Raw genomic sequence first — 15498 nt, 5'->3', positions numbered from 1 at the left:
ATGCCCGGCCGGGTCAGCGGAAGTCACGCGAACCACGGCTGAGCCACTCCCCCAGTGCCAGCGGTTCCAACCGGTCGGCGACCACGGTCACCGCCCCCGAGGCGTTCTGCACGATACCGCGCACCACCAGGGCTTTCGCGGTGCGCGCCACCGTCCGGCGGCGGTTCCACAACCCCACGGAGACCATGACGTTGAGCAGCCCCGTCTCGTCCTCCATGCCGAGGAAGGTCAGGCCGGAGGCGGTCCGGGGACGCTGCCGGTGGGTGACCACCCCGGCGACGCGGACGCGGGTGCCGTCGGGGACGGTGCGAAGGGCGGCGGCGGTGACCACGCCGGCGTCGGCAAGCGAGGAACGCAGCACCTCCAGCGGCTGCCGGTCGTGGGTGACGCCCGTGGCGGCGATGTCGGCGACCATGAGCTCGAGGGCGTTCATGCCGGGCAGCGTGGGCGCGGTGACCGCGGAGAGCCCCGGCAGCATGCCCTCGCGTTCGGTGGCGGCGATGCCCGCCTCCCACAGTGCCTGCCGACGGTCCACCCCGAGGCCCGCCAGCGCCCCGGCCCGGGCCAGCGCCTCGACGTGCGCGACCGAGAGGTCCGCCCGGCGCGCCATGTCGGGGATGCCCGTGAAGGGCGCGGCGGCCGCGATGCGGGCGGCGGCCTCCGCCCCCAGCCCCTTGACCAGGTTGAGGCCGAGGCGGATGCGACCCCGGTCGACGCAGGCCTCCTCCCCGGAGGTCTGCACGTCGACGGGCAGGATCTCCACGCCGTGGCGGCGGGCGTCCTGGATGAGCGACTGCGGCGAGTAGAAGCCCATCGGCTGGGCGCGCAGCAGCCCCACGCAGAACTCCGCCGGGTGGTGGTGCTTGAACCAGGCGGAGAAGTACACCAGCGAGGCGAAGGACTGCGAGTGCGATTCGGGGAATCCGTAGGCGGCGAAGGCGACGATCTTGTTCCACAGTGTCTCCGCCACCTCCTCCCCGATGCCGTTGGTGTCCCACACGCCGCGGAAGAAGCGGTCCCGGAGCGCCGCCATCCGCGCCGGGGAACGTTTGGAGCCCATCGCGCGGCGCAGCGCATCGGCCTCCGCGCCGCTGAATCCGGCGGCGTCGACGGCGATCTGCATGAGCTGCTCCTGGAACAGGGGGATGCCGAGTGTCTTGCCCAGTGACTTCTCCAGCACGGGGTGGTCGTAGGTGACCGCCTCCTGCCCGGCGCGGCGCCGCAGGTAGGGGTGCACGGAGCCGCCCTGGATGGGGCCGGGGCGGATGAGGGCGACCTCGACGACGAGGTCGAAGAAGCAGCGGGGACGCAGGCGCGGCAGGGTCGACAGCTGGGCGCGGGACTCCACCTGGAAGACCCCGACGGCGTCGGCGCGGCACAGCATGTCGTAGACGCCCTCGTCGGCGAGGTCGAGTTCCCACAGGTTGATGCGCTGCCCGTGCTGCTCCTCGACGAGGTCGATCATGTGGTGCAGCGCCTCGAGCATGCCCAGGCCCAGCAGGTCGAACTTGACCAGGCCGGCGGAGGCGCAGTCGTCCTTGTCCCACTGCACCACCGAGCGTCCCGGCATCCGGGCCCACTCCACGGGGACGACGTCGGCGATGGGCCGGTCGCAGATGACCATGCCGCCGGAGTGGATGCCCAGGTGGCGGGGCTGTCCTTTGAACCGGGCCGCCAGGTCCACGACGGCGGCCGGGGGTTCGGCGGTGCCCTTCGACCAGGCGTCCACCGCCCCCTGCGGGTGGCCGAGGGCGCGGGCGGCGTCGCGGAGCGCCCCCTTCGTGCGGTAGGTGATGACGTTGGCCACCTGCGCCGCCCTGTCGCGGCCGTAGCGCTCGTAGACGTACTGGATGACCTCCTCCCGACGGCCGGACTCGATGTCGATGTCGATGTCCGGCGGGCCGTCGCGGTCCGGGGAGAGGAAACGTTCGAAGAGCAGCCCCGCGGAGACGGGTTCCGCGTTGGTGATGCCCAGTGCAAAACACACCGCCGAGTTCGCCGCCGAGCCCCTCCCCTGGCAGAGGATGTCGTGGTCGTGGCAGAAGTCGACGAGGTCGGTGACGATGAGGAAGTAGCCGGGGAAGTTGAGCTCCCCGATCACCGCCAGTTCGTGCTCGATCTGGGCGGCGGCCCGGTCCCGGATGTCCGCGGGGCGGGAGGCGTACCGCCGTCGCGCCCGCTGCCGTGTCAGCTCGGCCAGCCAGGTCATCTCGGTGTGCCCCTCCGGGGTGGGGTGGTCCGGCAGCCCGGGGGCGACGAGGTTGAGGGTGAAGGCACACTCCTGCGCCAGCTCCACGGAGGCGGCCAGCAGCTCGGGGCGTCCCGGCAGCAGCCGGGCCAGCTGTTCCCCGGAACGCAGCCAGGGCGCGCCCATGGGGTGCAGGTCGGGTTCGGCCTCCCCGAGGGACAGGCGCCTGGCCAGGGCCCGTTTCGCCCCGGCCAGGCGGGCCTCCCGGCGGGTGGCGGCAGCGGGGGTCGCGGTGGCGATGCCGCGTAGACCGTGCCGTCTACACGCGTCAAGTTTCTCGTGGTGGTCCGCGTCCTCCGGGGTCATCGTGACGGGGTACTCGAGCACGGCACCCTCCACCCCGAACAGATCGACCACGTGATCGACGTCGGCGATCCAGGCGGGTCCCAGCAGGACCACCCCGTGCCCGTCCAGCACCCCGGCGATCCCGGCCAGCGGCGGGTAGGCCACCTCCCCCTTCGTTCCGCCGGCCAGGTGGGCGTCGGTCATGAGGTGCGAGAGCCGCCGGTACCCTTCCGGACCGCGCGCCAGGACGGGGAGGACCCGCTCCCCCAGGGTCAGTTCCGCGCCGAACACGGTGGGCAGACCCACCTCCGCGGCGGCCTCGGCGAACTTGACGGCACCGTAGAAGCCGTCCCTGTCCACCAGCGCCAACGCGGTCATCCCCAGTTCGGCGGCCCGTTCCACGAGGGCCTCGGGATCGCTGGCCCCGTGGAGGAAGCTGTAGGAGCTCACGGCGTGGAGCTCCGCGAAGGGGAGGGCGGAGGGGGCGACGGGGCGGCGTCGGCAAGCACCCTCCCCGAGATGGCCGACCGGGACGGGCGTGGGGCCCGGGCGGCCGGAGAGGATGCGCTCCAGCCGCGACCAGCCGAGGTGTGCCCCACCGTGGAATCCCATGCCCCGCAATCTACCCCTGATCGAACAGATGTGCCACACTGCCCGCGGCAAGGACTAGACAGAGCGGTACGCCCGGTGCTAGGTTTCAGAACCAACGAACCGAACACGTAAGGACACCACCATGACTTTCCGTCGCCTCCTGGCCGGCACCGCCGCCGCCGTCATCGCCTCCGTGGGCCTCGTCGCCTGCGGCTCCGGCTCCTCCGGGGAGACCGTCCGCATCGGCACCACCGACGCCCAGCTCAAGGAGTGGGACGTCTTCGCCGACATCGTCGAGGCGGAGGGCATCGACATCGAGATCGTGCCGTTCTCCGACTACAACACCCCGAACGACGCGCTCGTGCAGGGTGAGATCGACGTCAACAAGTTCCAGCACCTGGACTTCCTCGCCTCCTACAACAAAGGCGCCAACGCCGACCTCGTGCCGTACGCCGCCACCGAGATCAACCCGCTGTCCCTGTTCTGGAAGGACCACGACTCCCTCGACGGCATCGAGGGCGAGGGCGTCGTCATCCCCAACGACGACACCAACCAGGGCCGCGCCATCAACGTCCTCGCCCAGGCCGGTCTGGTGACCCTGCGCGACGACAGCGTCTACAACCCGACCCCGGCCGACGTCGACACCGAGAAGTCCAAGGTCTCCATCGTCACCGTCGACGCCGCCCAGACCACCACCGCCTACCACGAGGGTCGCCCGGCCATCATCAACAACTCCTTCCTGGAGCGCGCCAGCATCGACCCGTCCCTCGCCATCTTCCAGGATGACCCGAGCACCGAGCAGGCCGAGCCGTACATCAACGCCTGGGTGACCACCCGCGACAAGGCCGACGACGAGACCCTCATCCGTCTCGCCGAGCTGTGGAAGGACCCGGCCGTCACCGCCGCCGTCCTGGAGACCTCCGGCAACACCGCCGTCACCGTCGAGCGCTCGCCCGAGGAGCTCGCCGCGATCATGGAGCGCCTCGCGGCCCGCGAGCAGTAGGCCGCACTCCGCCCACCTGCCCCGTCGCGTTCCCGCGGCGGGGTTTAGCATTTACCTGACCAGTCCCCCTCCCAGAACGGCCCCCAGAACACCGTGACCGAACCTGTGACCGCACCACCCACCCGGCCGCGTACCGGTACCCGCATCGAGTTCCGCGATGTGACCAAGGTCTTCACCAACCAGCGGAAGACCGAGACCCGCGCCGTCGACGGCGTCACCCTGACCGTCGAACCCGGCGAGATCCTCGGCGTCATCGGCTACTCCGGCGCCGGCAAGTCGACGCTCGTCCGCCTCATCAACGGGCTGGACTCCACAACCTCCGGCCAGCTGCTTCTCGACGGCACCGACATCGTCGGACTCCCCGAGTCCAAGCTGCGCTCGATCCGCCGGGGCATCGGCATGATCTTCCAGCAGTTCAACCTCTTCCAGTCCCGCACGGCCGCCGGCAACATCGCCTACCCGCTGGAGCTGGCCGGCATGCCGCGCGCGGAGCGGCGGCGGCGCGTCGCCGAGCTCCTCGACTTCGTCGGCCTGGGCGACAAGGGCGACAACTACCCGGAGCAGCTGTCGGGCGGCCAGAAGCAGCGCGTCGGCATCGCCCGCGCCCTGGCCACCAACCCGCGGCTCCTGCTCGCCGACGAGGCCACCTCGGCCCTCGACCCGGAGACCACCCAGGACGTGCTCGACCTGCTCCGGGAGATCAACCGCGAGCTGGGCATCACCATCGTCGTAATCACCCATGAGATGGACGTCGTGCGTTCCATCGCCGACAAGGTCGCCGTCATGGAGGCCGGCCGGGTGGTCGAGCACGGCAGCGTCTACGAGGTGTTCTCCCGCCCGCAGACTGCGGTGGCGCGGCGCTTCGTGTCCACCTCGCTGCGCAACACCCCCGACCAGGTCGAGGCGGAGGACCTGCTGGCCCACGAGGGCCGCCTGTTCACCATCACCCTCACGGAGGACTCCGGGTTCTTCGCCGCGGCCGCCGCCGGCCGTGAGGAGGGGATGCTCATCAACATCGTCCACGGCGGCGTCACCACGCTGCAGCGGCAGTCCTTCGGCAAGATGACCGTCCGGGTGACGGGGCCGGACGCGGCCGTCGAGAAGTTCCGTGACACGCTGTCCCGCACCACCGACATCCAGGAGATCACGCGATGAACGAGACCCTCCTCGCCGCAGACTGGAACCGTCTCGGCCCGACCTTCATCGACGCCATCGGCGACACCCTCGTCATGGTGTCCCTCACGATGGTGCTCGGCGGCCTCGGCGGCCTGCTCATCGGCCTGCTGCTGTACACGTCCCGCGCGGGCGGCATCCTGCAGTCGAAGCCGCTGTACTGGACGCTCAACATCCTGGTGAACTTCGTCCGCCCGATCCCCTTCATCGTGCTCATCGCCATGCTGGCGCCGGTGACGGTCCAGGTCGTGGGCACCACCATCGGCCGGTCCGCGGCGATCTTCGTCATGTGCATCGCCGCCGCCTTCGCCGTGGCCCGCATCGTCGAGCAGAACCTCGTGGCCATCGACCCCGGCGTCATCGAGGCCGCCCGCGCCATGGGGGCGGGGCCGTGGCGGATCATCCGCACGGTGATCATCCCGGAGGCCCTCGGCCCGCTGGTCCTCGGCTACACGTTCATCTTCATCGCGGTGGTCGACATGTCCGCGATGGCCGGCTACATCGGCGGTGGTGGCCTGGGTGACTTCGCCATCGTCTACGGCTACCGCGCCTACGACCTGGAGGTCACGTACGCGGCGGTCATCGTCATCGTCATCATCGTGCAGATCGCGCAGCTGCTGGGCAACTGGCTCTCGCGAAAGCTCATGCGGCGTTAGCGTCGCCCGCCGTTCACACCCCCGACCCCGTGTCGGGGGTTTTGCGTACCCGGAGCCGAAACGGGGGCTCCCGATCGAGAACACGTCGGGGCGACGACCTGCCGTGCGGAAGTACCCTTCTGCCCGCTCGACCGCACTGTTTCCCCAGGACACAACCTGGCCTGCAGACACAGACGGGTACCTCAGAACGCAGCTAGCCTGGATGTCATGAAGATCGCCGCCTTCGACATCGACGACACCCTGCTGTTCCCCCACGGCATCGCCGAGGAGGACATCCGCGCCATCCGCGCCTGGCAGGAGGCGGGCCACCTGGCGGTCGCGGCCACGGGCAAGTCCCTCTCGGCGCTGCAGAGCGCCCTGCAGCCCTACGACCTCACCTTCGACTACTCGGTGGCGTTCACCGGGGCGGGGGTCGCGGACCGCGCGGGGGACTACCTCTTCTCCCGGACGGTGCCCGTCGACAGCCTGCGCGAGATCCTGGTCCCTCTCCTCGACGACCCCTCCGTCGCCGTCTACGCCATGCCGCTGCACGGCCCGGACGCGCTGCTCTCGGCGGAGCCCGCCCGGTTCACCGGCACGATCCTGCAGGACTGGGTGCGGGTGGACCTCGCGGAGCTGGACACCGGGGACGTGGCCTGCCTGCCGGTGTGGGTGCCGAACAACCCCTCCCGCCAGCGGCAGCTGCGCGACGACATCCTGCGCGCCCACCCCGAGCTGGCGGTGCACATCCACCGCACGTTCCTGGACATCGTGCCGGCGGGAGTCGACAAGGCGACGGGCATGCGGGAGGTCATCGCCCACCTGGGGCTGCCGCGTGAGGAGGTCACGCTCTACACCTTCGGTGACTCCTGGAACGACCTGGCGCTCCACGCGATCGCGGACCGCTCCTACGCCTTCTCCTGGTCCCCCGACGAGGTGATGGACGCCGCGGACGAGGTCATCGAGGCCGTCGCCCCGGCGCTGCGCCGCCTCACCTAGCGTCGAGCTGTTCGCGGGCCTCCTCCAGCGCCTCGCGGCCGCCGGCGGTGTAGGCCTCCCAGTCGCGGCCGACCCCGCCGGGCGTCTGCCACTCCCCCAGGAGCTTCTCGACGCTCCCCCGTTCCCCCTCTCCCCGGCGCAGTGCGCGGGTGAGCGCCCCGAGGGAGGCGGTCGCCCCCTCGTGGTACTTGAAGGCCGGGAAGCTGCGCCCGGCGCGCCCCATCGCGCAGGCGGAGGCGTTGCCGGACAGCTCAGCCATCGCGGCGGCGGCCCGCTGGCGGCGGGCGGTGACCCAGGTGGAGAAGTCGCTCATGGCCCCAGTTTGCCGGAGAGCCGGTCGAGGCGGTACTTGCTCTGCCCGTCGAGGCCTATGATGTCGACGATCCGGCCGCGGGACTGGAACTTCTGCTGGATGGCGTCGAGGGTGGCCACGGTGGAGGCGTCCCAGATCTCCGCCTGCGACAGGTCGATGACGATGTGGCCGGCGTCGTCGTTGTAGTCGAAGCGGTAGACGAGGTCGTTGGAGGAGGCCCAGAAGAGCTGGCCGCGGACCCGGTAGGTGCGGATGTCGATCTTCCCGTCGTCGTCGACGTCGAGTTCCCGGACCTTCTCGATCTCCACCATGTGGGCGACGCGGCGGGCGAACATGATCATCGCGGTGAGCACGCCGAGGATGACGCCGACGGCGAGGTTGTGCGTGGCCAGCGTCGCGACGACGGTGACGAGCATGACGAGCGTCTCGCTGCGCGGCATGAGGCGCAGGGTGCGCGGGTGGACGGAGTGCCAGTCGATGGTGCCCAGCGCGACGAGCACCATGATGGCCACGAGCGCGGCCATCGGGATCATGCCGACGATGTCGCCGAGGGCGACGACGAAGATGAGCAGGAAGACGCCGGAGAGGAGCGTCGACAGGCGGGTGCGGGCCCGGGCCTCACGGACGTTGATCATGGTCTGGCCGATCATGGCGCAGCCGCCCATGCCGCCGAAGAGGCCGGTGACGAGGTTGGCCACACCCTGCCCCCAGCTCTCGCGGGTCTTGTCGGAGTGGACGTCGGTGAGGTCGTCGACGAGTTTGGCGGTCATGAGGGACTCCATCAGTCCGACGAGCGCCATGCCGAAGGCGTAGGGGGCGATGATCTGCAGGGTCGTGAGGTCCAGCGGGACGGCGGGGAGGAAGAGCTCCGGCAGGGAGCTCGGCAGTTCGCCCTGGTCGGCGACGTCGGGGACGTCCCAGCCGAGGAGGAGCACCAGGCCGGTGAGCACGACGATGGTGATGAGCGGCGCCGGGACGACGGTGGTGATCCGCGGGAAGCCGAGCATGATGACGATGCCCAGCACGAACAACGGGTACACCAGCCAGGGCACGTCCCACAGGTGCGTCAGCTGCGCCGTGAACACGAGGATGCCCAGGGCGTTGACGAAGCCGGTCATCACCGAGCGCGGGATGAACCGCATGAGCTTCGCGACGCCGAGCACCGCCATCGCGATCTGGATGACGCCGGCGAGCAGGACCGTCGCGATGAAGTAGTCGTAGCCGTGGTCGCGCATCACCGGGGCGATGACCAGCGCGACGGCCCCGGTCGCGGCGGAGATCATGGCCGGGCGTCCACCGGTGAAGGCGATGGTGACGGCCATGGTCACGGAGGCGAACAGGCCCACGCGGGGGTCGACGCCCGCGAGGATGGAGAAGGCGATCGCCTCGGGGATCAGGGCGAGGGCGACGACCAGCCCGCCGAGGACCTCGGTACGCAGGCGCGTGGCGGAGGAGAAGGCGTGGCGGAAGGAGGCCGCGACGCCGGTGGGGGCTGCCTGGTCGGGGGCGGCGTCGACAACGGTGTGTGACACGTGAGGGGTCTCCTGGGGTCAACGGTTACGGTGGATGGGAGAGGTCGGAAAACGAAACCTACCGTAACGGTAGAGTTTGCCGGGTACAACTCCGGGAAGGGTGCTGAGCATGGACGATGAGGGCATGAAGATCGGCGAGGTCGCCGAGAGGACCGGACTGTCCATCCGCTCACTGCGCCACTACGACGACGTCGGCGTCGTCTCCCCCTCCGGCAAGACCCCCGGCGGCTTCCGCCTCTACTCCGAACGCGACGTCGAACGCATCCTGCTCGTGCGCCGCATGAAACCGCTGCAGTTCACGCTCGAGGAGATGCGGGAGTTCCTCGACGCCGCCGAGAACCCCGACTCCCCCGGGGCCCGCGCCACGATCGAGCGCGTGCACGAGGAGGCCCGCAACCGCCTGGCGAAGCTGCGCCAGCGGGTGGGCTACGCCGAGGAGTTCCTCGGCATCATCGAGGAGCTGTGACCCCTACTCCCGGTCGTCCCACCCCAGGTCCGCCTGGTCGGCGGTGATGCTGGTGGCCACCCACACCTGACCCGTCTTCGGGGCGTCGCCGCAGGAGGAGACCACCCCGGGGATCTCCCGCGGTTCGAGCCGGACATGCCAGGAACGGCCGTCGGCGTGCACGACGACGACGCTGGCTGCGCCGTCCGCGCCGTCCGTGTCGTCCAGCACCGCCAGTCCGCCGAAGTACAGGTCCTCCCCCGCCAGCAGCAGCTGCCGGGCGACAGCCAGCTCCGCGACCTGGCCGCGGGGGCCGTGCAGACCCCGCCCGCGGTTGCCCGGGTAGAAGTAGCGCCCCTGGAGGGCCGCCCGGACCAGCGCGTCACCGGTCTCCCCGGTGAGGCGGCCGTAGCTGTATCCCCACGGCATGAGCAGCACCGACGGCGCGAAACGGTGCCCCTTGGTGTGGGAGGTCTCCCACACCACCGGAAGTCCGTCGCCGGGGTGCTGCGCCGACAGTTCCGCCGCCAGCGGCCGCCCCTTGAGGGCGCAGCACACATCACGCTTGCCGTGGGTGCAGACGAGGACCAGCGGGGCGTCCACCGGCTCGGCGCCGTTGCGGCCGGGGCCGGAGAGGTCGAGGTCGAGGATGGCCTCGGGGCCGTCGACAAGCAGTTTCTCCATGCGCCCCTGTTCCGCGAACACCAGGAACAGGTGGTGGCTGGTGATGCGTCGGCCGTCCCGGCCGGGGTGGCGGATGAGCTGCAGTCCGGCGTCCTTGCCCAGCTTCTCCTTGAGGCGGGCGGTGAGCTCCTCACCGAAGACGCCGCCGTCGAGGATGTCGCGGCTCCAGCCGTGCGGCCACTCGAGGATGACGTAGACGCGTTCCTGTTTCGCGGACCCGGGAAGCGGTTCGCCGGGGACGTCTGAGCAGCGCAGGGGGGCAACATCGGCAGCATCAGTCATGTGGTCCAGCCTAGCGATCTGTTTCTAGCACAGGTCGCCACCCCCGCCCGGGAGACACCAGTGACCGGTTTGCAACGATTTGTTCACGATCCGCCCGGAACCCCCTTTCTGAGTTCATCGGGAGGGGTTCCTGTGGCTACGGTTAAGAACATGACTGACTCCCGGGCGCCGCTTCGCAGATCCTCGCAACGCCGCACAACCCTCGCAGCCATCCTCGCCGCAGGTTCCCTCGGCCTCGCCGCCTGCGGCACCGGGACCGGGATGGAGTCCGGGGGCGCGAAGAACGTCGGCGGGGAGGAGCGTTCGCTGGTCGGGACCATCACGGCCGCCACCCTCGGAGGCACGGGCAAGGTCGCCCCGCTCGGCGAGGGCGACGTCGCACTCAAGACCGCCCGCCCGGCGGCCCCCTCCCTGCTGGTCGTCGAGTCGGTGCGCGTCGCCGCCCACGAGGGCTTCGACCGGATCGTCTTCGACCTGGCCGGCGACGGCGAGCCGGGCTGGTTCATCGACTACACCACCGCCCCGACGCAGCAGGGGTCCGGCAATCCGGTGGAGTTCCCGGGGTCGGTGGCCCTCAACGTCAACATCGACGGCACGGCCTACCCCTTCGAGCTGGGAATCGAGGATCCGCGGATCGGCACGGTCGCGGGCTCCGGCAACGTCACGCAGGTGCAGGCCGTCGGCACGTTCGAGGGCCGTTCCCAGTTCATCATCGGCCTCAAGGAGAAGCTGCCCTACTCCGTGGCGGTCCTCCACGACCCGCACCGCCTGGTCATCGACGTCCGCCACCGTTAGCGGTATCCCGCCTCGATCCGCCAGCACCCCACACCCCCGCCCAGCCACAGCAGCAGCCAGGCGCGGGGGTGCCGCTCATTCTCGGCCTGCCCGACCACCTGCAGCCGCGCCACCTTCTGCGCCTCCGGGCCCCACCATCCGGCGTCGACGGGCCACGGCCCCGCCCACGCCGCCACCCGGTAACGGCGGTTGCCCCAGCCCACCGCATAGGGTACGTCGCTGAGCAACGCCTCCGCCGTCACTGTCACGTCCCGCGCCGTCCGGCTGAGCAGCCGCACCTGCGTCGCCGGGTGCCGCAGGTGCGCGGGCAGGGGTCCGGGTATGCGTCCCGGCCACGTCCCCTGCTTCTCGACGCCCCCCTCCTCCCCGTACGGCACGAAGGCGATGCGTTCCGCCACTCCCCGGCCGCCGATCAGCCGCGGGACGAGGACCCTGTCGACCCCCAGGGTCGACTGCACCCGCCCCACGACGCGCCGGACCCGGGTGGTGTCGCGGTGTTCACCCCACAACGCACCGACGATGTCCGGCGGGCCCGTCTCCAGGGGCTCGAGGATGAGCGCGGCGAGGGCCCCGGCGCCACCGGCGGTGAGCCAGCCGTCGAGCTGCCAGCGCACCCGGTCCGCCGTGGCGGACTCGGTGAGCGCCTCGCGGGTGCGCCACACCCGCTCCAGGCGGGTGCCGTCGGACAGTTCCGCCAGCACCCGCAGCCGCAGACAGACCAGACCGGCGGCGCGCAGCCGCTCATGGAGGATGGCGGCCAGCTGCCGGGCGGCGAAGGCGGCGGCGTCGACCCGGTCGATGGGGTCCTCCGGGGTGACCGCGACCGAGAGGTCCGCGGCCGGCAGCTCCGGGGCCACGCGGCGGTCGGCGGCGGCGCGGGCGATGCGGTGGCAGCGTTCCCCGTCGGCACCGAAACGGGTGGTCACCGCCGTGGCGGGCAGGGCGGCGAGCTCCCCGAGGGTGCGCACGCCGAGGTCCCCGAGCGACTGCACGAGGGCATGATCGCAGTGCAGGGAGGTCTCCGCTGCGAGCAGCTCCACCGGCTGCCCGGCGAGGAAGGTCCGCGACCCGCCCGCAGGGACGACCTGCCCGCCCCCGACGCGGGCGGCGATGAGCGCGGTGGCGATCTCGTCGGCCACCCCGACCTGGGCGTCGACGCCACGGCGGGCGGCGGCGTCGATGAGCATCTCCACGGCGCGCGACTCCGAGCCGTGGAAGCGGCCCGCGGCACCTGCCTCGACGACGACCAGGCCGGGACGGAGCACCTCCACGGAGGCGGCGACGTCGTCGAGGCCGGCGGCGATCGACTCGAACATCCGCCCGTCGCGGTCGGGGTCCTCGTCGAGAACCACCAGGTCGGGGCACACGGCCTGTGCCTGACGCACGCGCATGCCACGGCGCACCCCGGTGCGGCGGGCGGCATCCGAGCAGACGTGGATGCGGTGCTGACGGGCGACGGCCAGGGTGGCGGGCAGATCCTCGTCGTCGATGCGTGTCGCCTGCACCGGCCAGTCCGGGAACCACAGGGCGGCGACGCGCACGTCACACCACCCGCAGTTCCGCCCGCTGCCCCACCGTCACGGTCGTCGACGCCGGGGGACGTCCCTTCGCCTCGACGCGCACGGCGATGTCCACGCCCCGTATCCGCCCGGCCCCCCGGCCGATGCCACGGAAGGTGGTCACCGTGGCGTCGACACGCACGTGCGGGGAGGGCACCCCCGCCCCGACGAGCACCAGCGCCGCCTGACCGCCGCGCAGCCTGCCCAGCAGCGGACGCGCGCGGACCGGCGAGAGCTCCAGCGGGACCGCCCACCGTGCGACCACCAGGTCCAGCCCCTCGACGAGCACGCCGACGATCCCCAGCGGGTCCGCGCCCGGGTCGGGCACGACGATAATGCTCTCCAGACGCCCGTTTTCGACCACACCGGCGAGGGAGAGTTCCGGCCAGCCGACCACCCCGACGTGTCCGCCCGTCGCGGTAACCTGGGCGATGAGTTCGACGATGAGCGCCGGGCAGTCCGACACCTGGGTGACCACCCGGCGCACCAGACCCCCGCCCGGCAGGACGCGGGCCAGGTCAGAGGGCACGGCAATGACGTCCGGTCCACCGACGGTCGGCTGCGGGACACCGCCGCCGAGGGCCGCCATCCGGGAACGCAGGAGATCGACCCGCTCGGCCCGGCTGAGGCCCGCGAGGTCGTCCACCCCCTGCAGTTTCCGAACACCCGTTCTATTCACCGTTTCAGTATGCGTCCCCGGTCGCGCTGCGTCAACCGCCCTGCTCAGTTACCGTGTCGACATGCACGCCCACGATCTCGGCTTCGGATCTGACCCCGCCCGGCTCCGGAAGCACCCCGACCGCCCCGGCCCCCTCGTCCTCACCGACGCCGTCAGGGTCGGCCACACCGGCCCCCACGGGCCCGCGATCACCCCGGAGCAGTGGCCCCGCGGTCCCCTCACGGGACTCCCCATGGCACACGTCCTCACCGTCCGGGTCCCGGAGGGGTACCGCACGCAGGGGCCGGACCTGGTCGGGATCGCCTTCTTCCAGGGGGAGGGACAGTTCGCCGACCAGGATGAGGACGTCACCGCCATCCTCTCCGGACACCCCCTCACCCCGGAGCAGGCCGCCGACCCCTTCCTCGCCCAGCTGGCCGGGACCGTGGGCCGGGAGCACCCCCGCCTGCGCCGCATGGAGGACATCATCGGCGGACAGTTCGCCCTGCTCTGGCTCACCGAGGATGAACTGAGCGGCACTCCCTGCGCCCCGCCGGAGGACGTCCGCCTGCCGGACCGGGAGGCCACCGACGAAGGCCCCAACGCCTGGGACGATGCCGAGCACTCCACGAGCACCGGCATCTGGATGGGCCCGCGGGAGGGCGACCCCAACGTGGGCCTCGCCCCGGAGAACGCCTGGGACGACACTGGCGCGGGCTACCGCCAGCCCGAGTACGGGGAGGAGGACGAGTGGTCCCGCTGGTGCGACGCCCACGAGGGCCGCTGCCACTTCGGCGGCACCGTCTTCCCCATCCAGGCCCTGCCGAAGGGGCTGGGCCCCCGTCACCTGGAGATCGAGGAGTTCGGTCCCCTCAACTTCGGCGGCGGCAACGCCCAGATCGACCTGGAGAACGACGTCTTCGACTGGGCCTGCGGATAGCCCCCACCCCGGCTGCTAGCGTAAAACACCATGTACTCCGACATCCGCTCCCGCCGCACGCCCATCCCCACCCCGCCGATCGTCCGCGTGGGCACCTCCCTGCTCATCGCCGTGGGCGTGGCGGCGCTGTCGACGGACCTGGCCCGCGGGATCCAGGTCGGTGTCATGGTGGGGGCGATCGCCGCCGGGCTGCTCCTGCTGTTCGGCCACCCCTACCGCCGGGAGATGAAGGAGTTCCTCGAGGCGAGGAACGCGGTGATCAAGCCGCAGCTCGGCCAGATGATGCCGCTGTTCCTCGTGTGGCTGGCCCTCATGATCGTGCCGGTGTTCGCCCCCCTGCCGATCTGGGGCACCGTCCTCGTCGGACTGGCCGTGTTCGGGTGGATGTACCTGGTGTTCCCGCATGTCGACGGCACCCGGGCACTGGCGTACGCGTAAGTACACCCCTCACGCAGGGACGGAGATGTCACCGCCACCTACAGCTGGTCCTCCACCTCCCGCGCCCGGTGCCCCATCTCGTTGAGTTTGAGGTTCGCCCAGTTGTAGAAGGCGTGCATGAGGGCGAACACGGCGGAGATGATGAAGAAGGCCGGGGCCCACCAGTTCCAGGAGAGGTCCGCCTGCCAGGCGAGGATCGCGGTGAAGATCGCCGCCGCGACGAGCACCCGGCCCAGGTTGAACTCGTAGGTCTTCGGTTCGCGTGCCATCAGTCCAGGTCCCGCGAGTGGGCCCAGCGGGTCAGCGCGTGGCGGTTGGACTGCTGGGTCTTGCGCAGGATGTTGGAGGCGTGGGTCTCCACCGTCTTGACGGAGATGAACAGCTCGGAGCCGATCTCCCGGTAGGTGTAGCCGCGCGCCAGCAGACGCAGGACCTCCAGTTCGCGGCGGGTCAGCGCGTCGACCACCGGGTCCTCGATCTTCTTCGGCTCCTCGGGCTCGTCCTCCACGATCTCGCCGCCGGCGAAGGCGTCGAGCACGAAACCCGCCAGCCGCGGGGAGAAGTAGGCGTCACCGGAGTGGACGCGCTCGATCGCCTCGGCCAGCTCCGCGCCGGAGATGTTCTTGGTCACGTAGCCACGCGCACCCGCGCGGATCAGGGAGATGACGTCCTCGGCGGCGTCGGAGACACTCAGCGCGAGGAAGACGGTGTCCACGGAGACGCCGCGCAGGACGGCGAGGCCGCCGCCGTCGGGCATGTGGACGTCGAGAAGCACGACGTCGGGGCACGCGGCGTTGATGCCGTCGATGGCGTCGGCGACGGTCCCCGCGTCGCCGACGATGTCCACCTGCCCGGCGAGCTCGGCGCGGACGCCGGAACGGAAGACTGAGTGGTCGTCGACGAGGAACACCTTCACCA

At 71.0% G+C, this 15498-nt stretch carries 16 protein-coding genes; 8 read left to right on the top strand and 8 right to left on the bottom strand.

Annotated features, from left to right (window positions below):
- Positions 1-13 precede the first annotated feature (13 nt).
- Positions 14-3145, bottom strand: coding sequence for an error-prone DNA polymerase (locus tag B842_RS02350; protein ID WP_040084972.1), 3132 nt, complete (start codon positions 3143-3145; stop codon positions 14-16).
- 121 nt (positions 3146-3266) lie between these two features.
- Here B842_RS02350 and B842_RS02345 point away from each other — a divergent pair, with 121 nt between their 5' ends.
- The 4 genes from B842_RS02345 to B842_RS02330 all read left to right on the top strand — a co-directional run bounded on the left by B842_RS02345 (position 3267) and on the right by B842_RS02330 (position 6934).
- Entirely contained in the window at positions 3267-4127 is an 861-nt protein-coding gene (locus B842_RS02345) for a MetQ/NlpA family ABC transporter substrate-binding protein (protein WP_040084971.1), read from the top strand.
- 105 nt (positions 4128-4232) lie between these two features.
- Positions 4233-5282 (top strand): methionine ABC transporter ATP-binding protein, encoded by a 1050-nt coding sequence (locus B842_RS02340; protein ID WP_040084969.1) that lies wholly within the window; start codon positions 4233-4235, stop codon positions 5280-5282.
- Positions 5279-5956, top strand: a complete 678-nt coding sequence (locus B842_RS02335) for a methionine ABC transporter permease (RefSeq protein ID WP_040084968.1) — start codon at positions 5279-5281, stop codon at positions 5954-5956. The genes B842_RS02340 and B842_RS02335 overlap by 4 nt, the downstream gene beginning before the upstream one ends.
- 207 nt (positions 5957-6163) lie before the next feature.
- Entirely contained in the window at positions 6164-6934 is a 771-nt protein-coding gene (locus B842_RS02330; protein WP_040084967.1) for an HAD family hydrolase, read from the top strand.
- Here the strand turns inward: B842_RS02330 and B842_RS02325 are convergent.
- Both B842_RS02325 and B842_RS02320 read right to left on the bottom strand, forming a co-directional pair.
- Positions 6927-7247: a hypothetical protein gene (locus B842_RS02325; protein ID WP_040084965.1), complete on the bottom strand. Its 321-nt coding sequence runs from the start codon at positions 7245-7247 to the stop codon at positions 6927-6929. The genes B842_RS02330 and B842_RS02325 overlap by 8 nt on opposite strands.
- Positions 7244-8779 carry a SulP family inorganic anion transporter gene (locus tag B842_RS02320; protein ID WP_040084964.1) on the bottom strand — a complete coding sequence of 512 codons (1536 nt, stop codon included), beginning with the start codon at positions 8777-8779 and terminating at the stop codon, positions 7244-7246. Before B842_RS02320 ends, B842_RS02325 begins: the two co-directional genes overlap by 4 nt.
- A gap of 109 nt (positions 8780-8888) precedes the next feature.
- On the opposite strand from B842_RS02320, the gene B842_RS02315 reads away from it, so the two are divergent.
- Positions 8889-9245, top strand: a complete 357-nt coding sequence (locus B842_RS02315) for a MerR family transcriptional regulator (RefSeq protein WP_040084962.1) — start codon at positions 8889-8891, stop codon at positions 9243-9245.
- A gap of 3 nt (positions 9246-9248) precedes the next feature.
- Here B842_RS02315 and B842_RS02310 read toward each other — a convergent pair whose 3' ends face one another.
- Positions 9249-10190, bottom strand: coding sequence for a ferredoxin family protein (locus tag B842_RS02310; RefSeq protein WP_040084960.1), 942 nt, complete (start codon positions 10188-10190; stop codon positions 9249-9251).
- Positions 10191-10340: 150 nt separating this feature from the next.
- Between B842_RS02310 and B842_RS02305 the strand changes: the two genes are divergently transcribed.
- Positions 10341-10985, top strand: a complete 645-nt coding sequence (locus B842_RS02305) for an AMIN-like domain-containing (lipo)protein (RefSeq protein ID WP_052437687.1) — start codon at positions 10341-10343, stop codon at positions 10983-10985.
- Here B842_RS02305 and B842_RS02300 read toward each other — a convergent pair.
- Both B842_RS02300 and B842_RS02295 read right to left on the bottom strand, forming a co-directional pair.
- Complete coding sequence (locus B842_RS02300) at positions 10982-12526, bottom strand: Y-family DNA polymerase (RefSeq protein WP_040084959.1); 1545 nt, start codon at positions 12524-12526, stop codon at positions 10982-10984. The two genes, B842_RS02305 and B842_RS02300, sit on opposite strands and share 4 nt — an antisense overlap.
- Before the next feature lies 1 nt (position 12527).
- Positions 12528-13190, bottom strand: coding sequence for a hypothetical protein (locus B842_RS02295; protein WP_306306302.1), 663 nt, complete (start codon positions 13188-13190; stop codon positions 12528-12530).
- Between the two features lie 94 nt (positions 13191-13284).
- On the opposite strand from B842_RS02295, the gene B842_RS02290 reads away from it, so the two are divergent.
- Both B842_RS02290 and B842_RS02285 read left to right on the top strand, forming a co-directional pair.
- A complete protein-coding gene (locus B842_RS02290; protein WP_040084958.1) occupies positions 13285-14142 on the top strand; it encodes a hypothetical protein in 858 nt (285 codons plus the stop codon).
- 30 nt (positions 14143-14172) lie between these two features.
- Positions 14173-14580: a hypothetical protein gene (locus B842_RS02285; RefSeq protein WP_040084957.1), complete on the top strand. Its 408-nt coding sequence runs from the start codon at positions 14173-14175 to the stop codon at positions 14578-14580.
- A 38-nt stretch (positions 14581-14618) separates the two neighbouring features.
- Here the strand turns inward: B842_RS02285 and B842_RS02280 are convergent, their stop codons facing one another.
- Complete coding sequence (locus B842_RS02280; protein ID WP_052437686.1) at positions 14619-14849, bottom strand: hypothetical protein; 231 nt, start codon at positions 14847-14849, stop codon at positions 14619-14621.
- On the bottom strand, positions 14849-15496 hold the full coding sequence (locus B842_RS02275) for a LuxR C-terminal-related transcriptional regulator (protein ID WP_174520254.1): 648 nt from the start codon (positions 15494-15496) through the stop codon (positions 14849-14851). Before B842_RS02275 ends, B842_RS02280 begins: the two co-directional genes overlap by 1 nt.
- Between the last annotated feature and the right edge of the window lie 2 nt (positions 15497-15498).

Source organism: Corynebacterium humireducens NBRC 106098 = DSM 45392 (genome assembly GCF_000819445.1).
GTDB classification, from domain to species: Bacteria; Actinomycetota; Actinomycetes; order Mycobacteriales; family Mycobacteriaceae; genus Corynebacterium; species Corynebacterium humireducens.
Note: the sequence above shows the minus strand (reverse complement) of the source record. Positions and strands in the feature narration are given on the sequence as shown.